Consider the following 21,998-nt stretch of genomic DNA (forward strand, 5'->3'; position numbering starts at 1 on the left):
CCGGCCCCGCGATGGGATCTTGTGAGGCGCCGGCCGGCTCTCAGCCGTTGAGCGTCCCGATCAGCTCGGATGCGTTGCGGTCACCGGTGGCTACGCCGTGGTGGGCGACCGCCTGTGACGCCGAGTTCCAGCGCCGGTCGATGGTGGCCAGTGACTCGGCCTCGTCGGTGGCGCCGTAGAAGGCGCATGGCTTCTCCCCACGTAACGGGCTGGAGCTGCACTTCAGCAACTATTTTACACCCGTATATTAGTGGCGTGCGAAGCACCACCCCGGCACGCGGAAGGTCCCGGACACGACCAGCGCGTCCGGGACCTTCCGCGTGCAGAAAAATGCCGGCGTATCTCAGTCGAGCTTTTCGACCAACGCTTCGAACTGCCTCACCATCGCCGACAGCGACCGACCGTCGAGGTGGTCGAAGACCCGCCCCCGGGCGCTCGCCAGGTGGATCGGATACGCAGCCTGGAGCCGCTTCAGGCCTTCAGGTGTGAGGCGCGCGACGTTGCCCCGGGCGTCACCCTCGTGGCGCCGCTTGACGACTTGGCCCCGGCTTTGCAGTGCGTCCACGACCCGCGTCATCCGGCTCGCGGACAAGGCGGTCGCCGAGGCGAGATCCGCCATGCGGAGCTCCTGGTTCTCGGCCTCGGAGAGGTTCATCAGTACGACGTACTCGGTGAGCGTCAGCCCCGTGGAACGCAGTAGATCGTCATCCAGCGTGCGCGGCAGCGCGACGATGACGCGCATCAGGGCACGCCAGAGGCGCTCTTCCTGGGCGGTCAGCGGATCATCGGCTGTCATCAGGGCAGATTAGCGTGCTCAAGCAAACAACCTCAACCGCCGTGCCGTGTCACCACACCTGCTGATCCTCCTGAAGCCGGACGGCAATGAACTTCGTCTGCGTGTAGTGGTGCAGCGCCTCGAGCCGCGTCCAGACGGCAGCGACCAGGCCGTAGTCCGAGTCGTTGGCGATGGCCACCGCCTCGTCCTCATCCGTGAAGCGCAGGACGGCGAGCACCGGCCCGAAGATCTCCTCGCGGGCGATACGCATCTCCGGGGTCACGTCCGTGTAGACCGTTGGCTCGATGACCCAGCCGTTCCCGGTCGGCCGGCCACCGGGCCATTCTTGACTGACCCCGGCGCCTGACCCGTAACGGCCCCCGCACCGACGGCTGTGCGACACCAGCACGCAGGGGCAGCCCCATCACCACGCTGTGTGAAGGGTCTTCGCAGGCGAGAGCCTGTGGAGACCCTTTCGCGTACACGTACCGCTTGCCGGCGTGTTCGCCGGCCTTTCCGCGGAATGCTGCCTTCCGACCGATCGCCCGGTGCTTCAATGCGGCGTGACCGAAATACCCGACGTCCTCGCACGATCCGTCGTGCTCGACGTCCTCCATGTGTTCTGCGGGCCCGACGAGCGTTACGGGAACGAGCTGGGAGTGGTGCGCGACGGCGCAGCCGTACGGGCAGCCGGCGACCGGCAGGCGCTGGCCGCGCGGCTGGGCTACAGGGAGACCGTGTTCGTCGACGATCCCGAACGCGGAATCGTCGACATCCACTCCCCCGGTTGCCTGCTGCCCTTCGCTGCGCATCCACTGATCGGTACCGCGTGGCTGCTCGACCTCGACGAACTGGTCACGCCGGTGGGCGAGGTGCACGGGCGCCACGACGGGGAGTTCAGCTGGATCACAGCGCGCGCCGAGTGGATACCCCCTCGTACGCTCCGGCAGTACACCTCCCCCGACGACGTGGACGCACTTCTGACGCCACCGCGCGGCGAGGACGGGCTGTATGCCTGGGCCTGGGAGGACGAGGCGGCGAGCCGGGTCAGGGCCCGGGCATTCTGCCGACGCGGCGACGACATCGTCGAGGACGAGGCGACGGGCGGGGCGGCCCTGCTCCTCACCCATCAGCTGGACCGGGCACTGAACATCGTCCAGGGCCGGGGCTCCCAGATTCTCACCGCGCCCGGCCGCGACGGCGAGATCGAGATCGGTGGCCGGGTCCGCCTCACCCAGCCGGCCCCGCCCACGCCCACGCCCACGCGTGCACGCATACCCATGGACTGGGCGGGAACCGTACGCCTGGCTTCCCGGAACATTCCCTGGTGAGCCAGGGCCCTGCGGGAGGCCCTGAGGTCAGGACAGGCAACCGACGTGCGCGAGGGCCTGCTTGAGGAGGATTCCCTGGCCGCCCGGCATCTCCTGCTGCACCGCCGGCGACGAGGCCTCCTGGGGGCTGAACCAGACCAGGTCGAGAGCGTCCTGCCGAGGACGGCAGTCACCCGCCACCGGGATGATGTAGGCGAGGGACACCGCGTGCTGGCGGGGGTCGTGGTAAGGCGTGACCCCGTGGGTCGGGAAGTACTCGGCGATCGTGAAGGGCTGCGGGGAGGCCGGGACCCGGGGCAGCGCCACCGGGCCGAGGTCCTTCTCCAGATGGCGCAGGAGCGCGTCGCGGACCCGTTCGTGGTGCAGCACCCGGCCGGACACGAGGGCACGGCTGACCGTCCCGTCCGGCCCGATGCGCAGCAGGAGTCCGATGTGTGTGACTTCCCCGCATTCGTCGACCCGCACCGGTACAGCGTCGACGTACAGGATCGGCATCCGTGCACGCGTCTGTTCGAGTTCATCGGGAGCGAGCCAGCCAGGCGTGGTTTCGGTCGTGTCAGCCATTCGCTGATCGTACGTTGATCGCGGGCCGGCACCAGTGGCGTCGCTCACAGGCCGGGCCGGATGACACATTTCACAAAGCCCGGCGGCCGGTCGAGCAGGAGGCCGAAGCCCGTGTCCACCTCGTCCAGCGTGACGTCGTGGGTGAGCAGTGGCTCAAGGGTCAGCACCCGCTCGGACGCCAGTCGCAGTCCTTCCCGCAGCGCCGCGAGCTGCCGGTGGCGCTGCGGTGTGAAGCCGTGCACGACCGTGACGCCGCGGTACCAGAGCTCGACGTCCCAGGTGCGTTCGCCGCTGTGGTGGTATCCGCCCACGCACAAGGTGCCGTGCTCGGCGACGAGGCGGCCCGCCGTCTGCAGCCCGGCGGCGGTGCCGGTGAACTCGATCACGACGTCGAAGGCCGCGGGTTCGGTGGCGTCGGGCCGGCAAACCTCGTGGGCGCCCAGGTCCCGGGCGAGTTCGCGGGCGTGCTCCAGGGGGTCGACCCCGACCAGGAGGGACGGCCCGTACGCGGCCGCGGCCTGGACGGCGATGAGGCCCATGAAGCCGAGGCCGACGACGGCGACCCGCAGTCCGGGCCGCAGCCCGCAGCGGGAGAGGGCCTCGACGACGCAGGCGACGGGTTCGCCGAGGAACGTGGTGGCGGATACGTTCGCCGGCAGCGGCAGCAGGGCGGCCGCCGGCACGTGTACGACCTCGGCGTAGGCACCCGAGGCGAAGCCGGTGACGCGCTCGCCGACCGTCCAGCCGTGCACGCCGGGCCCGAGGGCGGCGATCTCACCGGTGAGTTCGTGACCGAGGCGCAGTGGTGCCGCGGCTGCGTCGTGGCCGGTCCAGGCGGGCAGTTCGGAGGCGCAGATGCCGGACACCAGGGTGCGTACGGCGACGTGTCCCGGGGCCGGCCGGGTGTCGGGGGCCTGGACGGTCTCGCTGGTGCGGGCGGACACCACCTGGGAACAGCGCATGTCAGCGGCCCTGCCGCAGGGCCAGCGCGAGCGCGCCCCGGACGGGGGCTGCCCGGAGCAGCACGGCTTCCGTCCCCGGCAGCGAGTCGGCCAGAGCGCGGGTGAAGGCGTCGCGCAGCCGCTGTCTGCCGGTGATGACGCCGCCCGCGAAGACGACGGCGTCGGTGCGCGCGCCTCGTGCCGCGAGGTGCGTGACGAGCCCGGCGAGGGCCCGGCCGCCCTCCTCGACGACAGTGGCGGCCAGCCGTGAACCGGCGTCCGCGGCGGCGAAGACGGCCGGGGCGTGCGCGCCCCACGTCTCCACCCCGTCGTCCCAACTCATCCTGGCCGCGAGGGCCGGCAGACCGCGTACGCCGAAGGCGGCGAACAGTTCCTCCTGCAACGGGGGGTCGGGCGGGGCCCCCGCGTCGGCGCCGGTCAGCAGGGCGCGCGCGGCCTCCCGTACCAGCGCGGAGCCGGAGCCCTCGTCGCCCAGCACCCAGCCCCAGCCGCCCGCGGACAGATACGCCCCGGTGTCGCGGTGCCGTCCGACCGCGATGGAGCCGGTGCCCGCGACCACCCCGATGCCGTGCTCGAACCCGGCGGCGGGGACGAGCAGTTCGGCGTCGTTGACCACGTCGGCCGGGATGCCGGTCAGGGCGCGCAGTTCGGCCGCGAGGAGCGCGCACTGCTCGGGGGTCTCGCAGCCGTGGGCGCCCACCGCGATCCGTTCGGGGACGGTGGCTCCGGTGACCGTGCGCAGCTGCCGGGTGAGCCAGGCGGCGGCGTCCGGGATGGAGCGGGTCTGCCAGCCGGTGCTGTCCACCGTACGGTCGCCGGTCTGGGTGCCGTCGCGGGCGTCCGCGAGGAGGATGCGGGTCTTGGTGCCGCCGATGTCCACTCCGGCCACGGTGGGCGTCATGCGACCGGCTCCTCGGTCTTGGTGTCGGCGTTGTGGAAGACGAAGTCCTCGATCTCCACGTCCCGCGTGCCGGCGAGTGCGGCGGCGAGGCGCTGGAGGACCACAGTCTCCAGCACGGTGCGTACGGCCAGGGGCACGTCCTCCGGCACCCTGGCGACGTACAGCCGCTTGCCGCCGCTGAGTGCGGCCGAGGTGACGGCGAGGGTGAGATGGCCCGCTTCGGCGAGGGTGCGGGCCAGTTCGAGCTCGCGCCCGTCGCCGATCACCACGTGCAGGGTCTGCCCGGCCGACTCCATGGCGCCGTGCAGATAGTTCCGGGTGACCAGGGCGGTCGCCGGCACGCGGCAGACCTCGCGCAGCAGGAGGGCTCCGGCCTCGGAGGCCGAGCGTGCGGGGCCCGCAGCGATAACGTCGGCCGCGACCGCTCCGGCCGCCAGCCCGGCGACCTCGTCGACCACGGCGCTCACCGCCTGCTCATGGGCTTCGAGCTGCGCGCCGATGCCCGCCCACTCGGCCGTGATCTGCCCCGGGGTATGGCCGGTCAGCGCCCGGGCCGCCATGGTGAGTCCGAGGAGGGTGCCGGTGTAGCCGACGGTCGAGGCGTAGCTGTCGGGTTCGGCACCGAGGTCGATACGGTGTGCCGCCACCTCGGAGAGCGGTGACGGCGCGGCGTTGACGAGGGCGGCCCGTCGCTGCCTGGCGACCTGGCCGAGGGCTTCCAGGGTCTCGGTGCTGCGGCCGGACTGGGAGACGCCGATGACGAGGTCGGCGTCGGCGAGTACGGGTCCCGGGCCGAGGTCACCGGCGAGTTCGCGGCGCGTCGCGATGCCGTCCTCGCCGAGCAGGCGCAGCGGAAGGGCGAGCGCGGCGTGGCTTGCGCCGATCCCGACGAACACCGGCCGTCGGATGTCCGAAGGCAGTGCGGACGAGGCGAGTTGCTCGCTGACCCGCGCGGCGACGCGTTCCAGGGCGGCGGGCTGGGCAGCGCGTCCTGCGAGATAGGGAATGGTCCCTTCGGGCACTGCGGACACTGGATGGTTTCCTTTCACGGCGCACGGAGCCCGGGCCTGCCACGCGCTCGGCTGTGGGGCGACGGCGCGGCGGGCCGGGTGGGGTACCTCGGGCGGGTGTCGGTGAGGTGGGCGGGTCAGGCGGCTCCGCCGCGGACGAAGGAGGTCCGCAGCCGGTACCGGTCACCTCGGTAGGTGATCGTGGTGGCGAGTACGACGCGGCCCTTGGCGTCCGTCAGTGACTGCTGCATGACGAGCACCGGGTCGCCGGGGGCGAGGTCCAGGTGAGGAGCGAGTTCCGGCGGACAGCCCCGGGACTCGATGACCGACTCGGCGTCGACGGGTTCGCTGCCCGCCGCCGTCAGCTCCGCCAGCAGGGAGGATGTCGAGAAGTCGGTTTTCACCAGCTGCGGTGCGAGGTTGAGGACCACCCGCGAGGCGTCGACGCCGATCGGCAGGTTGTCGAGCATCCGCACCCGGTCGAGGCGGAACAGCTCCGTGCCGCCGGCCACCACGAACTCGTCGGCCTCGTCGAGGGTCGCGGGGCTGACCTCGGCGCGCAGGACGGTCGCGGACGGCACGAGTCCCTTACGGCGGGCGGTCTCGGTGAAGGACTCCAGGGAGTTGGGCCACTCACGGTCGGTGCGCTCGGCGGCGTACCAGCCGCGCCCGTGCGAGGAACGCAGCACGCCCCGTTCGACGAGGTGGTGCAGCGCCTTGCGCAGGGTGACCCGGCTGATGCCGAACTCGTCGCTGAGTTCACGTTCGGCGGGCAGCCGGCGTCCCGCCGGGAGCGAGCCGTCGGTCACGCGCCGCTCGATGACCTGGGCCGCCTGGACCCACAGAGGTTCGTGGTGGTCCGCGGCGATGGGCGCCGTTCTCTCGGACGTCGTGTTCATGTTCGCCGTTCCCCCCGTCCTTCCGTGAGCCGGTCGAAGCCCGCGTCGACATCCTTGTCCATACGCTGCCTTTCCGGTTCCGCGTCGAAGAAGTCGACGATCTCGGCGGCGCCGCGCCGAAAGGGCGTCCCCGGGGCGAACCGCGGGAGCAGCCGGTGCAGCTTGCTGTTGTCGTAGAGCAGCGAATGACGGAAGTCCTCCGTGAGTACGGGTCCCATCCAGGCGATCTCACGGCCGATGTCCTCGCTGGAACGGTGCACGATCAGCGGGTCGACGCCGGCCGCGTGGGCGAGTTCCCGGTGGATACCGTCCCAGGTGAGGATCTCGTCCGACGTGATGTGGACGGACTCGCCGGTGATCCGCTCGTCGCCGAGCAGTCCGGTGAGGGCGCGGGCGAAGTCGCGGGCGTGCAGGAGGTTCCACAGCGAGGTGCCGTCGCCGTGCACGACGACGGGCAGGCCGCGCCGCCAGCGGTCGATCACGGTCCAGCCGGCGAGTACCGGGAGCACCTGCTCGTCGTACACATGCGCGGCCCGGACGACGGCGGCCGGGAAGCCGCGTCGGCGATAGGCCTGTTCGAGGGCGTCCTCGCACTCCAGCTTCAGCCGGGGGTAGTCGAAGGCCCCCGCCCGGCGGGCCGAGGACTCGTCGACCGGCAGCCGGGGCGCAGGGCGCGCGTAGACGGATCCGGTGGAGATGAACACGTACTGGCCGGTGCGCCCTTCGAAACGGGCGACGTCCTCGGCGATGTCGTCGGGGTGGTAGCCGATGAAGTTGACCACGACGTCGAAGGTCTCGTCGGCTGCCAGCACGCCACGCAGCTGCGCGTCGTCCCGTACGTCGGCGCACAGCGCGCGGACGCCCTCCGGCAGCGGGCGCCGGGTGTCGCGGCCCCGCGTGACGACGGTCAACTCGGCACCTTGTGAGGCGAGTTCGTGCGCGGTGGCGGAGCTGAGGACTCCGGTGCCACCCAGGAGAAGGACCCGCATCCCGGTCATGCCGGTCACCGCCTCCCACGCGCCAGGCCGCGCCCCACGAGGTAGTCGTAGCAGCGGCCGAGCAGCGCGTACATGTCGTGGTGGGAACGGTCCATCTCGACGATGTTCCAGCGCACCTGCGGGTTGGCGCGGGCCGCGGCTTCGACGTCGACGACGCCTTCGCCGAAGGGCACCATGTGGTCGTCCATCCCCTGCGCGGGTCCGTCCTTGAGGTGCACGGACTCCAGGCGTGCGCCCAGCGACGCGGCGACGGCCGCGGGGTCGGCGCCTCCGGTGTGGGCCCAGTAGGTGTCGAGTTCGATCAGGACGGCCGGATCGAGCGCGCCGAGCAACAGGTCGTAGCCGGTGAGGACTTCGTAGCCGGCCAGGCCCGCGAAGCGGGTCCGGAACTCGGCGAAGTGGTTGTGGTAGGCGATGCGCATTCCGCGTGCCGCGGCGTTGGCGGCGGCCTCGTTGATGCGTTCGGCGCCGCGCAGGATCGCTTCGGCGCTGCTGAACTCCTCGGGTTCCAGGCTCCATACGAGGGTGTCGGCGCCCACTTCCTCGTATGCGTCCAGGATGGCGGTCGCCGCCTCACCGGCCGGGAAGGGAGCGTGGGCGCTGCACAGTGTGAGGTCCAGTGCGTGCAGCCTGGCGCGGACGGCGGCCGGGCGATGGCCGTAGAGGCTGATGGTCTCGACGGCCGGATAGCCGAGTTCGGCGACCCGTTCCAGGACGCCGAGCAGGTCCCGGGACGCCTCTTCGTGCAGCGACCACAGCTGGGCCGCGATCGTGGCGGGGGCGGTGGGGGGTGGTGGTGTGGGGGGATGGGCGGTGGTCATCGGCGGTCTCCGATCGTGCGCGCGTTGCCCAGCGGCCAGCGGGTGGACCAGGTCCGGATGCTGTCGTCGTCCACTCCGGCCGCCCAGAGCGCGGCCTGCCGGACGAGCTGCCGGAAGCCGGGGTTTCCCCAGGCGCGCGGGTCGTGGCCGAGCGCGCTGTAGCAGACCCGGCCCGCGCCGTGTTCGCGTACGTAGACAAGGGGTTCGGTACCGGTGGCGGTCTCGCGGTCGGCGAGGACCCGCACATCGTCGGCGTAGTCGAGGACGTAGTACTCGTCGTCGATCGCGAAGTCCTCCAGGTGGCGGGTGACCGGGTGCTCGTGGCGTACCCGCACATCGAAGCGGCCCTCGGAGCCGGCGTCGCCGTGCGAGACGTACCGGGATCCGATCAGTTCGTACGCGGTCCGGTCGGCGTCGAGGCCCCCGTCCCCGAACCCGAACAGGTTGCTGGCGTGCAGGGCGACCAGCCCCTTGCCGCTCGCCACGAGGTCGGCCAGGGCCTGCTGCTGGCGCGGGTCGAAGACGGTGGACGAGCGGTAGAGGACGTACACATCGGCCTCGGCCGTGGCGTCGAGCGGGTCGACGAACCGGTCGACGCCGACGGCGCGTGCGGTGGGCAGGCCCGCCTCCGTGACGATCTCCTGGAGCGCCAGGGCGGCGCCGATCAGGTCGTGGTGGAGGTCGGTGCCCTCCACCACGACCATGGCCGAGGCCGTGCCTCGCAGTTTCATCAGGGTCCTTCCGGGGGTGCCGTTCAGCTGGACTTCTTCAGGGAGTCCGCGTATTCGCGGGCCATCTGGTCGCCCCCGTTCCGCTTCCACGTCGCCACGGCGTCCTTCAGGGAGGACGCCTTGGAGCGGCCGAGGAAGACCGAGATGACGGCATCCCGCATCTGCTGCTCCAGGGAGGAGCCCTTCGTGTTGTACGTCTGCGAGTACAGGTGGGCGGCCGGGTTGGGCACCAGCAGCGGCACGGCCTTCTGCTGCCAGTCGTAGTACTGCTTGTCGACTCCGGGGGCACCCTGCGGATCGCACAGCACCTGGGGGCCGCCCACGATGTAGGCCAGGCCGAGGTCCTGCTCGCGCTGGCCACGGGTGGTCAGGACCGGTACGCCGTTCTGCAGCGTGTAGTCACTGCCCTTCGCGCCGTAGCTCATGACGAAGGACTCCCGGGAGCCGAACGGAGCGGCGATGTAGTCGAGGACCCGCAGAAAGCGGTCGATTCTCTTCTTGTCGCTGGTCTTCTTGAGCATGGTGATCGCGTACGCGCCACCGCCCTGCCAGTACGCGGCCTTGCCGCCGTCCGCGGCGAACGGGGCGATCATCCCGAACTCCAGGGCGTGGTCGTCGGCGATGATGCCCATGGCGCGGTTGCCGTCGGCGACCACCGCCAGCTTCCCGGAGCGGAACAGCGCGTCGCGCTGCACCTTGCTCATGGTCGCCGTGTCGGGGTGGAAGTAGCCGCTCGCGTGCAGATCGGCGACAGCCGCGACGGCGGGGATGAACTGCTCGTGCTCGTAGGAGGAGACGAAGGTGCCGTCGCCCTTCTGCGTCCACTTGTTGGGCACACCGAACGACATCATCAGCGACTCCGCGAAGGTGATGTCGTCGACGCCACCGCAGAACGCGTAGATACCGGCCTTGGGGTTGTTGACGGCCTTCGCCAGGTCCTTGAACTCGGCGAGCGTGGTAGGCTGGGGATTGCCCCCGGCCTTCTTGATGACGTCCGTCTTGGTGTACAGCGTCGAGGTGAACACGGGGTCGGACTTCGGCACGCCGTAGATCCGGCCGTTCAGATAGCCGTTGAGCCAGTTCGCCTCCTGGATGCCCGCCAGGTTCGGGTACTTCTTCACGGCGTCGCCGGAGAGATGTTCGCTGAGGTCGGTGAACTGGGCCTCGGCGAGCTGCGGCAGCCGGGCGACGTTCATGTAGACGGGTATGGAGACGACCTCGGGCAGATCGTTGCCCGCGACCAGGGCCGGGAACTTCGTCTGGAAGTCGGCGGCAGGCACAAGCTGCGGCTTGACGTTGATGTTCAGCTCCTTGTTGAGGAGCTGCCAGTACGCGTTCTTGTCCAGCGGCGGGGCCGGCTGGCCATAGGTCATCACCAGGACGTTGAAGTCGCTCCCGTCGCCGACGGGGCCGCCGGTCACGGTGGTCGGTCCGTTGGTGGGAAACGCGGCGTACACGTCCATCACGCCCTGCGCGTTGCCCGCGAACTGCGGCTTGGGCTTGACCGGTTCGACGTACGTGGGCACCGGGACGGCCTTGCCGGCCGCGGCAGTGCTGCCCCCGGTGCCCGAGGAACACGCCGTGAGGGAGTTGAGCGCGGTGCCGCTGAGCGCGGTCAGAGCGGCGCCCTTGAAGAGGGTGCGGCGGGTGAGGTTGGGGGTCGACATGTTCTCTCCTAGCCCTTGATGGCCCCGGTGAGCATCCCCTTGGACATGTGCTTGGTCAGGAAGGGGTAGGCGCACAGGATGGGAAGCGTGGCGATGACGACGAGCGCCATCTGGACGGACTGGGCAGGCGGCGCGGCCTGTCCTGGCGTTGCGGAGGAGTTCGACGTGACGTGGTTCTGGAGGACGAAGGACCGCATGACGAGCTGAAGCGGCCATTTGGTCTGGTCGTTGAGGTAGAGCAGCGGTCCGAAGTAGTTGTTCCAGTAGCCGACGGCGATGAAGAGACCGACGACCGCGATCACGGCCCTGGACAGGGGCAGTACGAGCGACCAGAAGATCCGCCATTCGCCGGCGCCGTCCATCCGGGCCGAGTCGAACAGCTCCTGCGGGATCGCCTGGATGAAGCCGCGGACGATCACGATGTTGAACGCGCTCACGGCCGACGGGATGATCAACGCCCAGTAGGTGTCGAGCATGTGCATCTGCTTGACCATCAGATAGACCGGGATCATGCCCGGCGCGAACAGCAGGGTGATCAGGACGAAGGACAGCAGCCCGCGCTGGAAGAGCATGTTGCGGCGGCTGAGGCCGTAGGCCGCCAGCACCGTGCAGAAGAGGCTGAAGGCAGTGCCGACGACGGTCACCCCGACGCTGATCACGATGGAACGGCCCACGCCCGTGCCGTCGAAGATCTGCCGGTAGGCGTCGAAGGAGATGCTGGTCGGCCAGAGGACGTAGCCGCCGTTGGCGTCGATCTGCTGCTTGGTCGCCAGACTGGTGGAGACGACCGAGAGGAAGGGGAAGATCACGACAGCGCAGATCAGGAACAGTGCAAGTGCCTTGAGGGCGAGGGCGATCGGCCTGGGTTTGCCCTGCCACACCGGACGGTCGCTCATCGTCGGTAGATCCCTTCCTCGCCGAACCGGTGGGCGAGTTTGTTCGCGGCGAGGACCAGCAGCAGGCTGACCACTCCCTTGAGCAGCCCCGCCGCCGTGGCCACGCCCCAGTTCCCGTCGACGACACCGTTGAAGTACACGTAGGTGTCGAGGACCTCGGCCGCTCCGGGGCCCACCGCGTCGCGCTGGAGCAGGATCTGCTCGAAGCCGACCGTCAGCGCGTCGCCCAGCCGCAGGATCAGCAGCAGGATGATGATGGGCCGCATGCCGGGCAGGGTGATGTGCCAGAACCTGCGCCAGGCACCGGCTCCGTCCATGGCCGCCGATTCGAACAACTGCGGGTCGATGGCGGCGATCGCGGCGAGGAAGATGATCGTTCCCCAGCCCGCGTCCTTCCAGACGGCCTGCGAGGTGAGCAGCAACTGGAAGGTGTTGGGGTCCGACATGATGTCGAACCCGCTCATGCCGTGGGTGGCGAGGACGCGGTTGACGACACCGCCGCCGCCGAGGATCTGCTGGAACAGGGCCACGATGATGACCCAGGACAGGAAGTGCGGAAGATAGATCACCGACTGCACGAACTTCTTCACCATCGGCATCGCCACGGAGTTGAACAGCACGGCGAGCAGGATGGGCACGGGGAAGAAGAGCAGCAGTTGCAGGAAGGTGATCTCGAAGGTGTTGGCCAGGGCTCCCCAGAAGAGGTTGTCCTGGAAGAGGGCGGTGAAGTTGTTCCAGCCCACCCACTGCGAGTTGGTGAAGCCGAGGAACGGCACGTAGTCCATGAACGCGACCACGCTGCCCAGCAGCGGTATGTACGTGAAGAGCAACAGGACCAGCACGGCCGGTGCGGTCATCAGCAGGAGCGGTGAGTCCTGCTTCAGCCGCATGACGAACGATGTGGCCCGCGCGGCGGGGCTTGACGGTTTCCCGGGGGCTTTCGGTGAGTCCGGTGAGTCCGGAGGTTTTCCTTTGAAGGTTCTCAGCACCCGGGGCAGTGCTTGGTTGACTGCCATGCGCACCTCTCCTCGCTCGGAACTGCGCAGATAGCAAAGAAGTGCGAGGAACGTACCACTTGAACCAAGTGAATACAACGGTTAACCTCTGGTCCAACGCGAGACAACAACACTCCCCCCTTGGACCACAGTTGGGACTCGTCTTGGACGCTTACGCCGACCTGTTGCCTCGGCCTGTCAAAGCCCGTCCCACCTCGGGTTTCTTCCATCTGGTACCCGATGTCCCGGTCACCCTCAGCGGGTCGGGGACGACGGACGCCATGGTCCGGAGTTTCCTCGCCGAGCTGCTCCGCCCTCAGGACCGGGCCATACCAGTCAATACCACTGGATCCACGGCTGTCGTCGTCACCGACACCGAGGGCGACCCGGGCACCTACACGCTGCGCGTCATGCCCGAGCGGCTGGAGATCCGCGCGGGCGACTCCGAAGGTGTGGCCGGCGCCCTCACCACCGTGCGGCAGCTGCTGCCCGACAGCATCTGGCGCCGCGCGGCCGCGCCCCCGGCGGGGGGCTGGCGCGTGCCGTGCGGTGTGGTGGAGGACCGGCCCGCGTACGGCTGGCGGGGCGCCATGCTCGATGTCGCCCGGCACTTCTTCCCCAAGCGGACCGTTCTGCGGTACGTCGATCTGCTCGCCGCGCACCGCTTCAACCGGCTGCATCTCCACCTGACGGACGACCAGGGCTGGCGGGTGCAGAGCCTTCGCCATCCGGAGCTGCACACGACCGGCTCCTGGCGGCCCTCCACCCGGCTCGGCCCCGACGGGCCCGACGACGGTACGCCGCACGGCGGTTACTACACCCTCGACGACCTCGCCGAGATCGCGTCGTACGCCCGGCTGCGCGGTATCACCGTGGTCCCGGAGATCAATGTGCCGGGCCACACCTCGGCTCTGCGGGCCGCCGCCCCCGGCCTGTGCCGACCCGGCGAGCCGCAGGCCGTCCTCGACACCGTGTGGGCCGGCGGCACCTCGATTGCCCCGACCGCCGGGACGGAGGCCTACCTGCACGACGTACTCGAGGAGATCATCGAGGCGACCGGCGCGCCCTACGTCCACCTCGGCGGCGACGAGTGCTCCATGGACTGGTGGCCGGAGGATCCCGAGGTGGCCGCCGCGATGGAGGCGGCGGACTGCGCCGAACCCCAGCAGATGCACGGCCACTTCCTGCGCTCGCTCGGGCGTTTCCTGGCCGCGCGCGGTGTGCGCATGATCGTCTGGGACGAAGGACATCTCACCGGCGGCGTCCTGGACGACACCATCGTGATGGCGTGGCGCGGCGAGGAGGCCTCGGCGCGTGCGGCGGGCACCCATGACCTCGTACGCTCCCCGCTCTTCCCGACGTACTTCAACTTCGACCAGTCCGACCTGGAGCAGGAACGGCGCTCCGAGGGCGGACCGATCACCCTCGAGGACGTGGCCGCCTTCGCGCCCGCCCCGGACTCCTGGTCGCCGGAGCAGCGCGACCGGGTCATCGGCGGCCAGTTCCAGATCTGGACGGAGTGGGTGCCCTCCGAACGGCACCTGGACTATCTGGCCTTTCCGCGTGCGTGCGCGCTCGCCGAGGTGCTGTGGTCCGGCGGGGTGCACGACATGGCGGAATTCCGTGCCCGCCTGGGACGGCAGCTGCGGAGACTGGACGCGATGGGCGTGGAGTACCGGCCGCTGGACGGGCCCCTTCCCTGGCAGAGTGGCGGCACCGGGGTGTGGCAGCGGAGCTCGCCCGGCCGCATCAAGGAGACCCGCGCGTGGCTCGAGTCGATATCCGGCCGGCCATGACCCAAGGAGCACCCGCAGTGACGAAGATCCTCACCAGCCATCTCGGGTACAACAGCGCGGGTTCGAAGAAGGCCGTGGTGCTGCTGGCCGGCGCCCATGACACGGCCGAAGCCACGACCGCCTGCCTCGTCGCCGACGACGGCACCCGCACCGAACTGCGGGTGGGCCCCGAACTGCGGGTCGACCGCTGGTCGCTCGGCACCTTTCGGCACATCGACTTCTCCGGCGTCCGGACGGAGGGCGTCTTCCGCATCACCTACGAAGACGTCGACTCCGAGCCGTTCACCATCGGGGAGCGCGTGCTCCAGCACCGCACGCTCTCCGACGTGCTCCACTACTTCCGGTGCGTACGCTCCAGCGGCGCGATCGACCGCAAGGACCGTAACGCCCACTTCTACGCGGACGACTCCGGCCGCACCGTGGACGCACGCGGCGGGTGGCTGGACGCCTCCGGCGACTTCAGCAAGTTCCTCAGCCACCTCAACTACACCCGCATGATGAACCCCCAGCAACTTCCCCTGTGTGCCTGGGCGTTCATGGAGGCGGCCGGTGCACTCGCCGAGCGTCAGCCGCGCCTGCACAGGACGCTCGGCGAGCGGATGCGCGACGAGGCGCTGTTCGGTGCGGACTTCCTGGTGCGTTTCCAGTCGCCGGAGGGCTATTTCTACACGGCGATCTTCGACGCCCTCACCAAGGATCTCGACGAACGGGTCATCAACGCCCCGCTGCAGGACTCGGTCCGCACCACCCGCTGGCAGGCCGCCTACCGGCAGGGCGGTGGCCTGGCGATCGCGGCGCTCGCCCGCGCCTCGACGCTCGACGACCACGGCGACTTCACGTCCAAGGAGTATCTCGCCGCCGCCCGTCGCGGGTTCGAGCACCTCGAGCAGCACAACCGGGAGTATCTGTACGACGGCGAGGAGTCGGTCATCGACGACTACTGCGCCCTGCTGGCCGCGTCCGAACTCGTCCGGGCCGCACCGGGCGAACCCGCCTTCGAGGCCGCCGCCGAACGCCGCGCGGCCCAGCTCGCCGACCGCTACACCCACGCCGACACCGACACCGGCCTCGGATTCGGCTATCTGGTCGGGGACGTCGAAGGCCGGCCCTTCTTCCACGCCGCGGAGTCCGGTCTGCCGGCGGTGGCGCTGCTGCGCTTCGCCCGCGTCTGCCCGTCGTCACCGCTCGCGGACCGGGCGCGTACGACCGCCGTGGCACTGCTGCGGGATGCCGCGGCCCTCACCGACGAAGTGGCCAACCCCTTCGGCTACGTACGCCAGTACGCGCAGCCCGCCGACGACGCGCCCCGTACCGGCTTCTTCTTTCCGCACGCGAACGAGACCGGCTACTGGTGGCAGGGCGAGAACGCCAACATCTGCTCGGTCGCGTACGCGGCCGAGCTGACTGCCGGACTTCCCGAGTGCGACGAGGGGTTGCGCGAGCGGCTGCTCCGGCTCGCGGACGACCAACTGCAGTGGGTCGTCGGGCTCAACCCCTTCGACTCCTCGATGATCAAGGGCATGGGCCGCAACAACGTCGAGTACCACCCGGACTATCCCAACGTCCCGGGCGGCATCCTCAACGGCATCACGGCCGGCTTCGAGGACGAGCGGGACATCGCCTTCATGCCCGACGAACACCGCGATACCGACGGCTGGCGGTGGGCCGAGCAGTGGATCCCGCACTCCGCCTGGTTCCTGCTCGCCATGTCGGCGGCCCGGTGACAGCCGCCGGGCCGCCGACGCCACCCGTCGCCGTACGCCCGTTCCAGCTGGTCGACCTGCCCGGCATGTACCGCGTGTGCCTGCGGACCGGTGACTCGGGGCGGGACGCGACCGGCCTCTACCGCGATCCGGATCTGCTGGCGCACATCTACGCCGGACCGTACCCCGCCGCCGATCCCGGTCTGACCTTCGTCGCACACGACGAGGAGGGTCTCCTGGGCTACGTCGTCGGTACGGCCGACACCTACGCCTTCGAGGAGTGGCTCGCCGAGCACTGGTGGCCGCCGCTGCGCGGGCGTTACCCCGAGGCGCTCGCCACCGACCCGGACGACGGCACCCTCGACTGGCAGCGGGTGGCCCACATCCACCGCGCCCGGCCGGTCGACGAGCCGCTCTACGAGCGCTTCCCCGCGCATCTGCACATCGACATCCTCCCGCGCGGCCGGCGAACCGGTCTGGGGCGCCGTCTGATGACCACGCTGCTGACGGCCCTGCGGAGCCGCGGGGTACGCGGTGTGCACCTGGGCGTCGGCAGCGGCAACCCCCGAGCGCACGCCTTCTACCTGGCAGTCGGCTTCACGGAGGCGTCCCGCGACGACTGGGGGTCGGTCATGGTCATGGATCTGACCCCATGACCCCCTGACCCGCCCGTACCGCGATCAGTGAGCGATGTGGGCGAGCAGCAGGTTCGGGTCGGTGCGGGTGAAATAGGCCCCGCTCGTTACGTACACGGTCTTCCCGCGCACCGCGACAGAGGTCGGGCCGGACAGCCCGTCGTCGGCGGTGAGCACCGTCTGGTGCGTGCCGTCGGGGTTGATCAGGGCGACGGAGTTCGCGAAGTTCTGCGCCGCCAGGACTGTGTCGTCCTGCCCGACGAAGGTGAAGTCGTCGAAGCTCGTCACGCCCGAGGCCTTCGTGGTGACGGTGCCCGCGGTGCCGTGCGCGCCGATCGGGATGCGCAGCAGGGTGCCCTTGTCGGTGTTGCTCACCCAGACCGCGCCGTTGTGCACCTTGATGCCGTTCACCCCGAACCCGGAGGAATTCGTGGTGGCCGGCTGAAGGGCCTCGCCGCTGGCCCACAGGGAGGTCGCGCCGCTCGCCAGGGACACCTTCCACACCGTGCCGGAGGTGGAGTCGGTCACGTAGAGGGCATCGTTGCGCGCGTCGAGCGCGAGGCCGTTGACGACCTTCACATCGGGGAGAGCGGCGAACTGCTCAGGCGTGCCGCCCGGGCGGATGCGCCAGACGCCGGACAGGCTGCCGGCGTTGTAGTTGACGTAGAGCGTGCCGTCGGCGGCGCGGACGATGCCCGACACTGTCGCGCTGCCCGAGGCGGGGGCGGGCAGCGTCGCCAGGATCGTCGTTGTGCCGTCCGGGGTGACCCGGGCTATCTGCCTCGCCCGGTTGAAGGTGACGTCGGCAGCCCCGTTGGGCTCCAGGGTGATGTTCTCCGGCTGCTGCTGGGTGGTGATTTCGAAGTGAGCGACCTCCCGCGCCTGGGACAGCGGGGCGGTGGCCCCGAAGGCAGGGGCGATCGCGAGCGTGGCCGCGCTTCCGGCGACCGCGATGGCGCCCAGCAGCAGAGTGCGGCGGTGGCGAAGGCGGTGGCGATTCATGTGACGCTCCAAGGATGAATGAGACGGGACCGGGAGACGCCCGTCAGGGGCGCCACCCTTCGTCCTCAGGCCGATCGCATGCTCGCACGCCTACCTGTGCCGGACCTGGGCTCCCGCGCCTCTACCTGTGTCTGACCTGGGGCTCCGGTCACCCGCCATGGCAGTGGCTGCCACCCTGGGCCGGGATGTCCAGGGTCGGATTGCGTGCGAAGAAGCCGTACGGCTTCAGGACGAAGCCGGTGGTGTCCACCGGCATCACGGGCCAGTCCTCGGGCCGTGGGAAGTGGGTGAGCCCGAAGGTGTGCCACAACACGATGTCCGTGTTGTCGACGTCGCGGTCCGCGGCGGTCCAGGCGGGCAGTCCGCTGCCGCCGGAGTGCATGTTCACCAGGTCGCCGGCCGGGTAGTTCTCGTCCGGCGCGTAGGGGGTCACCCACAGGTGCTTCGTGGCGTACGTCGCCCGCCGGTGGATGTCCGACTCCTCGTCGGCCAGCAGGACGGGCTTGCCCTCGGGATGCAGCATGTAGCCCACCGGCTGCCCGAGCCGGTTGGTCACCGAGGGGTTGGTGACCAGCCAGGACCGGTTGCGCGCGTTGTCGGCCAGCCGCTGCGCCCCGGCTTCGGTGCGCAGCCGTGTGACGGTCTGCGTGAAGCCGGTGCCGGTGGGATTGCGCGGCCCCCGGGGGACGGGGGCCGACTCCACCTCGTCTACGGCGTTGTCCGTGCCGTCGACCATCATGTCGAGCCGGGCGCTGAAGAGGTGCTGGTGGTACGGGGCGCCGAGGCCCGGGGCGATCTCGGAGGCGAACTCGTGGCCGGGGCCGGGATAGGCGGAGGTGAAGACGACGCCGGTCGCCTTGACCTCGAGTTCGATCGAGCCGTCGAGGGAGAAGTACCAGTAGAAGCCGTAGTCGTAGTTCCCGACGGTGACGAAGAAGGAGACGACCAGGCGCCGGTTGCGGCGGGAGGCGGTCGAGCCGTTCCAGTTGTCGAAGTGCTTCCACAGGATCCCCGAGTCCTCCTCGTGGATGCAGATCGCCTGGGGCACCACGCGGGCGTCGCCCGCGCTGTCGGCGAGGACGGCGTCCAGGTAGGTGATGTCGCCGACGCAGTCGCAGCCGAGTTCGAGGGAGTTCACGAAGCCGCCGAGCAGGTACTCGCCGCAGTCGAAGAAGTTCTGGAACCAGCGCTGCGGGCTCGGGTCGCCGTAGGGCACCATCATCTCGGCGAGCGAGGCGCGGTACAGGACGGGGCGCGGCGTTCCGGCGTCGTCGATGGTGACGTTGTGGAGCACCAGGCCCTCGCGCTGGTCGAATCCCACCTGCAGGGACCAGCCGAGCCAGTGCAGGACGCCGTCCTCGTCGATGGTGAAGCTCGGCCCCTCCGGCTGGGTGATCTCGATCGGCTTCATGCCGGCCCGCGGCGGTCGGTCCACCCACGCGGGGTCGTGGAAGTTGCCGTCCTCGTCGGGCACGGGCAGGTCGACGTAGTCGATCACATCGAGGACTTCGCGGGTCACCACGTCGACGATGACGGTGACGCCGTCCACGGGGTGGGCCCAGCCGAGGTCGTCGGGGGTCTTCTGGACGAAGGTGAAGCAGCGCTGGAGGCGGCGGCCGGACTCGGCGTCGGAGGGCACACCGGCCGACAGCGGGTTGACGCGCAGTTGCGACAGGTCGGTCAGACCTCGTGTGCGCATGGCCGCGAGCCAGCGCTCGTCCTGGTGCACGACCTCCTCGACGATGGAGAACTCGGCCACCACGACCGGGACATGCCCGTCGACCGCGACGTCGAGTTCCCGGCTGGAGACGATCCGGTCCTCCTGCGGGCATACGACGACGTCGTGCGAGACACCCGAGCGCATGTCGATGAGCATCACGCGGAAGCGGCGCGGTGCGACCGATCCCGCGAGGAGTTCGCGCTTGTCCTGCTCGGCCAGGCCGAAGTAGGAGACATGGGTGTCGGGTCCGAAGAGCCCCTCCCGCTGGAGGATGGCCTTGCTCGCGGCGATCTCGTCCGGACGGAGCGAGGCGAGGGCACGGGCTGTGTGAGAGGTGTCGTGCGTCGTTGTCGTCATGGAGGGCTCCGCTGTGTGCAGGGGTCGGGGCGGTTCGGGTCCGGCCGCGGAGCCGGCTCATGCGCCGGGACTCCGTACGAAGGACGTGCGCAGCCGGTAGCGATCGCCGGCGTACCGGATGACCGAGGACAGCAGGGGGCGCTGTGTCTCGTCGCGGACGATCTGGCGCATCTCCAGCACGGGAGTGCCGACCGCGATGGCGAGGTGTCCGGCGAGGACGGCGTCGGCCGGGCGGGCCTCGATCGTCGAATCCGCCTGGGCGAGACGGAAGCCGAGTCCGGCGATGGTGTCGTACAGGGAGCGGGTCGTGAAGTCGACGCCGTCGAGACCGGGGGCGACGTCGGCGGGAACGAGCGACTCGTCCACGGCGATCGGCACCCCGTCGAGCATCCGCACCCGGTCGAGTCGGTAGAGCGGCGTCCCGGGGGCGATCTGGAACGCCTCGGCCTCGTCGAAGGTCGACGGCCCCGGTTCACAGCGCAGCACACGTGAGCCGGCGACGAGGCCCATCCGCTGGGCCGTCTCCGTGAACGATTCGAGGGTGTTGGGCCAGTCCTTGCGCTCCGGGGCGCCGGCGACGTACCAGCCGCGGCCGTGCGCGGACCGCAGCACACCCTCGTCGACCAGGGCGGTCAGGGCCCTGCGGAGGGTCACGCGGGAGATGGCGAGCATCCGGCACAGTTCCCGCTCGGGCGGCAGCCGTGACCCGGGCCCCACCTCGCCACCGGCGATCCGGGCGCGCAGCGTGGCCTTGGCCTGCACCCACAGCGGCTCGGGGTACTCGGCGGCCAGCACCGGAGCCACGTCGATCACGCATTTCTCCCTCGTGGGCGGCCGCGGGCGAAGGTTCGGCTTCGGACCCGGGCTGACTTCTCATGATAGCCAAGTGGTTTTAGTTTGGTCTTATAAAGGTACACCACCGAAGCCATCGCCCGCCTCGTTAAATGGTCTATACCAAGCCCTTGACGCGCACTTCGCTCACGCCTTAAATCAAGCAGTGAGCCCCTGAACTCTCCCCGTAACTCCCCCACATGCGCGCGCATCGGCGAAAGGTATGACATGGGCATGAGAATCCCCTGGAGACGCACGGCCCCTCGACGTCCCGGCTCGATGGTCCGTAAGGCGGCGTACGCGGCCGCCGGCTCCCTTGTCGTGGCTCTGCTGAGCGTCCTGCCCGCATCCCCCGCCGCGGCCGCCACCGGACAGATCAGCGGACTGGCGGGCAAGTGCATGGACGTGGCCGGCGCTTCGAGCGCCAACGGCACCGCGGTGCAGCTCTACGACTGCAACGGCACCGGCGCCCAGCAGTGGACCGTCGGCTCGGACGGCACCATCCGGGCCCTCGGCAAGTGTCTGGACGTCACCGGCAACTCGACCGCCGACGGCGCCGTCCTCCAGCTGTGGGACTGCTCCGGTGGTGCGAACCAGCGGTGGACCGTGACCGCCGCACGGGACATCGTCAGCGCCTCCTCCAACAAGTGCGTGGACGTCACCGGCAACAACTCGGCCAACGGCACCCGGCTGCAGATCTGGTCCTGCACCGGCGGCGGCAACCAGAAGTGGACGGCCCCGGCCGCCAGCGGCACCCCGAGCGGATTCGTCGTCTCGGAAGCCCAGTTCAACCAGATGTTCCCGAGCCGGAACAGCTTCTACACGTACAGCGGTCTGACCGCCGCCCTGAGCGCCTACCCGGCCTTCGCCACCACCGGCAGCGACACGGTCAAGAAGCAGGAGGCCGCCGCCTTCCTGGCCAACGTCAGCCACGAGACCGGCGGTCTGGTCTACATCGTGGAGCAGAACACGGCCAACTACCCGAACTACTGCGACTGGAGCCAGTCCTACGGCTGCCCCGCCGGCCAGTCGGCGTACTACGGCCGAGGCCCGATCCAGCTCAGCTGGAACTTCAACTACAAGGCGGCCGGCGACGCCCTCGGCATCGACCTGCTCAACAACCCCTGGCTGGTGCAGAACGACGCAGCCGTGGCGTGGAAGACCGGCCTCTGGTACTGGATGACCCAGACCGGCCCCGGCACCATGACCCCCCACAACGCCATGGTCAACAGCGCCGGCTTCGGCCAGACCATCCGCAGCATCAACGGCTCGATCGAGTGCGACGGCCGCAACCCCGCCCAGGTCCAGAGCCGGGTCGACGCCTACAACCGCTTCGTCTCGATCCTCGGCGTCTCGGCCGGCGCCAACCTCTACTGCTGACGTCCGACCCTTGGGAGGGGCGCC

22 protein-coding genes are annotated in these 21,998 nt (G+C 69.9%); 5 read left to right on the forward strand and 17 right to left on the reverse strand.

The window, feature by feature from the left end; genetic code table 11:
- Positions 1-40: 40 nt before the first annotated feature.
- From ACFXJ5_RS24395 to ACFXJ5_RS24405, 3 genes are all read right to left on the reverse strand, one after another.
- Entirely contained in the window at positions 41-229 is a 189-nt protein-coding gene (locus ACFXJ5_RS24395; RefSeq protein WP_384634757.1) for a hypothetical protein, read from the reverse strand.
- 114 nt (positions 230-343) lie between these two features.
- Entirely contained in the window at positions 344-796 is a 453-nt protein-coding gene (locus ACFXJ5_RS24400) for a MarR family winged helix-turn-helix transcriptional regulator (RefSeq protein ID WP_384634760.1), read from the reverse strand.
- 49 nt (positions 797-845) lie between these two features.
- On the reverse strand, positions 846-1,184 hold the full coding sequence (locus tag ACFXJ5_RS24405) for an aldehyde dehydrogenase family protein (RefSeq protein ID WP_384634763.1): 339 nt from the start codon (positions 1,182-1,184) through the stop codon (positions 846-848).
- Between the two features lie 154 nt (positions 1,185-1,338).
- On the opposite strand from ACFXJ5_RS24405, the gene ACFXJ5_RS24410 reads away from it, so the two are divergent.
- Positions 1,339-2,106, forward strand: a complete 768-nt coding sequence (locus ACFXJ5_RS24410) for a PhzF family phenazine biosynthesis protein (RefSeq protein ID WP_384634766.1) — start codon at positions 1,339-1,341, stop codon at positions 2,104-2,106.
- A 27-nt stretch (positions 2,107-2,133) separates the two neighbouring features.
- Here the strand turns inward: ACFXJ5_RS24410 and ACFXJ5_RS24415 are convergent, their stop codons facing one another.
- The 11 genes from ACFXJ5_RS24415 to ACFXJ5_RS24465 all read right to left on the reverse strand — a co-directional run bounded on the left by ACFXJ5_RS24415 (position 2,134) and on the right by ACFXJ5_RS24465 (position 12,571).
- Entirely contained in the window at positions 2,134-2,670 is a 537-nt protein-coding gene (locus ACFXJ5_RS24415) for an NUDIX hydrolase family protein (RefSeq protein ID WP_384634768.1), read from the reverse strand.
- Positions 2,671-2,714: 44 nt separating this feature from the next.
- The gene (locus ACFXJ5_RS24420; protein ID WP_384634771.1) at positions 2,715-3,632 is read right to left on the reverse strand and encodes an alcohol dehydrogenase catalytic domain-containing protein; all 918 of its coding nucleotides are present in this window, start codon (positions 3,630-3,632) and stop codon (positions 2,715-2,717) included.
- Between the two features lies 1 nt (position 3,633).
- Positions 3,634-4,533, reverse strand: a complete 900-nt coding sequence (locus ACFXJ5_RS24425; protein ID WP_384634774.1) for an N-acetylglucosamine kinase — start codon at positions 4,531-4,533, stop codon at positions 3,634-3,636.
- Complete coding sequence (locus ACFXJ5_RS24430) at positions 4,530-5,564, reverse strand: SIS domain-containing protein (protein ID WP_384634776.1); 1,035 nt, start codon at positions 5,562-5,564, stop codon at positions 4,530-4,532. The genes ACFXJ5_RS24425 and ACFXJ5_RS24430 overlap by 4 nt, the downstream gene beginning before the upstream one ends.
- Positions 5,565-5,680: 116 nt before the next feature.
- Positions 5,681-6,442, reverse strand: a complete 762-nt coding sequence (locus ACFXJ5_RS24435; protein ID WP_384634779.1) for a GntR family transcriptional regulator — start codon at positions 6,440-6,442, stop codon at positions 5,681-5,683.
- Positions 6,439-7,440 (reverse strand): NAD-dependent epimerase/dehydratase family protein, encoded by a 1,002-nt coding sequence (locus ACFXJ5_RS24440; protein ID WP_384634782.1) that lies wholly within the window; start codon positions 7,438-7,440, stop codon positions 6,439-6,441. Before ACFXJ5_RS24440 ends, ACFXJ5_RS24435 begins: the two co-directional genes overlap by 4 nt.
- A 5-nt stretch (positions 7,441-7,445) precedes the next feature.
- On the reverse strand, positions 7,446-8,261 hold the full coding sequence (locus ACFXJ5_RS24445; protein ID WP_384634785.1) for a sugar phosphate isomerase/epimerase family protein: 816 nt from the start codon (positions 8,259-8,261) through the stop codon (positions 7,446-7,448).
- The gene (locus ACFXJ5_RS24450) at positions 8,258-8,992 is read right to left on the reverse strand and encodes a ThuA domain-containing protein (RefSeq protein ID WP_384634788.1); all 735 of its coding nucleotides are present in this window, start codon (positions 8,990-8,992) and stop codon (positions 8,258-8,260) included. The genes ACFXJ5_RS24445 and ACFXJ5_RS24450 overlap by 4 nt, the downstream gene beginning before the upstream one ends.
- 23 nt (positions 8,993-9,015) lie before the next feature.
- Complete coding sequence (locus ACFXJ5_RS24455; protein ID WP_384634790.1) at positions 9,016-10,659, reverse strand: hypothetical protein; 1,644 nt, start codon at positions 10,657-10,659, stop codon at positions 9,016-9,018.
- Positions 10,660-10,667: 8 nt separating this feature from the next.
- Positions 10,668-11,555, reverse strand: coding sequence for a carbohydrate ABC transporter permease (locus ACFXJ5_RS24460; RefSeq protein ID WP_384634793.1), 888 nt, complete (start codon positions 11,553-11,555; stop codon positions 10,668-10,670).
- Positions 11,552-12,571, reverse strand: coding sequence for an ABC transporter permease (locus ACFXJ5_RS24465; protein WP_384634795.1), 1,020 nt, complete (start codon positions 12,569-12,571; stop codon positions 11,552-11,554). Before ACFXJ5_RS24465 ends, ACFXJ5_RS24460 begins: the two co-directional genes overlap by 4 nt.
- A gap of 68 nt (positions 12,572-12,639) precedes the next feature.
- Here ACFXJ5_RS24465 and ACFXJ5_RS24470 point away from each other — a divergent pair, with 68 nt between their 5' ends.
- Genes ACFXJ5_RS24470 through ACFXJ5_RS24480 form a run of 3 tightly spaced genes read left to right on the forward strand, consistent with a single transcriptional unit; the run spans position 12,640 to position 16,705 of the window.
- Complete coding sequence (locus tag ACFXJ5_RS24470; RefSeq protein ID WP_384634798.1) at positions 12,640-14,346, forward strand: beta-N-acetylhexosaminidase; 1,707 nt, start codon at positions 12,640-12,642, stop codon at positions 14,344-14,346.
- Between the two features lie 17 nt (positions 14,347-14,363).
- Positions 14,364-16,070 carry a glycoside hydrolase family 9 protein gene (locus tag ACFXJ5_RS24475; protein WP_384634801.1) on the forward strand — a complete coding sequence of 569 codons (1,707 nt, stop codon included), beginning with the start codon at positions 14,364-14,366 and terminating at the stop codon, positions 16,068-16,070.
- Positions 16,067-16,705, forward strand: a complete 639-nt coding sequence (locus tag ACFXJ5_RS24480) for a GNAT family N-acetyltransferase (RefSeq protein WP_384634803.1) — start codon at positions 16,067-16,069, stop codon at positions 16,703-16,705. Before ACFXJ5_RS24475 ends, ACFXJ5_RS24480 begins: the two co-directional genes overlap by 4 nt.
- Before the next feature lie 24 nt (positions 16,706-16,729).
- Here ACFXJ5_RS24480 and ACFXJ5_RS24485 read toward each other — a convergent pair whose 3' ends face one another.
- The 3 genes from ACFXJ5_RS24485 to ACFXJ5_RS24495 form a co-directional block, all read right to left on the reverse strand.
- Positions 16,730-17,686, reverse strand: coding sequence for an SMP-30/gluconolactonase/LRE family protein (locus ACFXJ5_RS24485; RefSeq protein WP_384634805.1), 957 nt, complete (start codon positions 17,684-17,686; stop codon positions 16,730-16,732).
- 148 nt (positions 17,687-17,834) lie between these two features.
- On the reverse strand, positions 17,835-19,763 hold the full coding sequence (locus ACFXJ5_RS24490) for a primary-amine oxidase (RefSeq protein ID WP_384634808.1): 1,929 nt from the start codon (positions 19,761-19,763) through the stop codon (positions 17,835-17,837).
- Between the two features lie 57 nt (positions 19,764-19,820).
- Positions 19,821-20,576 (reverse strand): GntR family transcriptional regulator, encoded by a 756-nt coding sequence (locus tag ACFXJ5_RS24495; protein ID WP_384634811.1) that lies wholly within the window; start codon positions 20,574-20,576, stop codon positions 19,821-19,823.
- Between the two features lie 297 nt (positions 20,577-20,873).
- On the opposite strand from ACFXJ5_RS24495, the gene ACFXJ5_RS24500 reads away from it, so the two are divergent.
- The gene (locus ACFXJ5_RS24500; protein WP_384634883.1) at positions 20,874-21,974 is read left to right on the forward strand and encodes a lectin; all 1,101 of its coding nucleotides are present in this window, start codon (positions 20,874-20,876) and stop codon (positions 21,972-21,974) included.
- Positions 21,975-21,998: the final 24 nt, after the last annotated feature.

The sequence above is a fragment of the Streptomyces sp. NPDC059373 genome (assembly GCF_042751495.1).
Taxonomy (GTDB): Bacteria; Actinomycetota; Actinomycetes; order Streptomycetales; family Streptomycetaceae; genus Actinacidiphila.

Bases quoted from the DNA above. Each gene is read 5' to 3' on its own strand.
- ACFXJ5_RS24400 (WP_384634760.1), bottom strand. From the start codon at position 796: ATGACAGCCGATGATCCGCTGACCGCCCAGGAAGAGCGCCTCTGGCGT.
- ACFXJ5_RS24415 (WP_384634768.1), bottom strand. From the start codon at position 2,670: ATGGCTGACACGACCGAAACCACGCCTGGCTGGCTCGCTCCCGATGAA.
- ACFXJ5_RS24420 (WP_384634771.1), bottom strand. From the start codon at position 3,632: ATGCGCTGTTCCCAGGTGGTGTCCGCCCGCACCAGCGAGACCGTCCAG.
- ACFXJ5_RS24425 (WP_384634774.1), bottom strand. From the start codon at position 4,533: ATGACGCCCACCGTGGCCGGAGTGGACATCGGCGGCACCAAGACCCGC.
- ACFXJ5_RS24435 (WP_384634779.1), bottom strand. From the start codon at position 6,442: ATGAACACGACGTCCGAGAGAACGGCGCCCATCGCCGCGGACCACCAC.
- ACFXJ5_RS24440 (WP_384634782.1), bottom strand. From the start codon at position 7,440: ATGACCGGGATGCGGGTCCTTCTCCTGGGTGGCACCGGAGTCCTCAGC.
- ACFXJ5_RS24445 (WP_384634785.1), bottom strand. From the start codon at position 8,261: ATGACCACCGCCCATCCCCCCACACCACCACCCCCCACCGCCCCCGCC.
- ACFXJ5_RS24450 (WP_384634788.1), bottom strand. From the start codon at position 8,992: ATGAAACTGCGAGGCACGGCCTCGGCCATGGTCGTGGTGGAGGGCACC.
- ACFXJ5_RS24455 (WP_384634790.1), bottom strand. From the start codon at position 10,659: ATGTCGACCCCCAACCTCACCCGCCGCACCCTCTTCAAGGGCGCCGCT.
- ACFXJ5_RS24460 (WP_384634793.1), bottom strand. From the start codon at position 11,555: ATGAGCGACCGTCCGGTGTGGCAGGGCAAACCCAGGCCGATCGCCCTC.
- ACFXJ5_RS24465 (WP_384634795.1), bottom strand. From the start codon at position 12,571: ATGGCAGTCAACCAAGCACTGCCCCGGGTGCTGAGAACCTTCAAAGGA.
- ACFXJ5_RS24485 (WP_384634805.1), bottom strand. From the start codon at position 17,686: ATGAATCGCCACCGCCTTCGCCACCGCCGCACTCTGCTGCTGGGCGCC.
- ACFXJ5_RS24490 (WP_384634808.1), bottom strand. From the start codon at position 19,763: ATGACGACAACGACGCACGACACCTCTCACACAGCCCGTGCCCTCGCC.
- ACFXJ5_RS24500 (WP_384634883.1), top strand. From the start codon at position 20,874: ATGGTCCGTAAGGCGGCGTACGCGGCCGCCGGCTCCCTTGTCGTGGCT.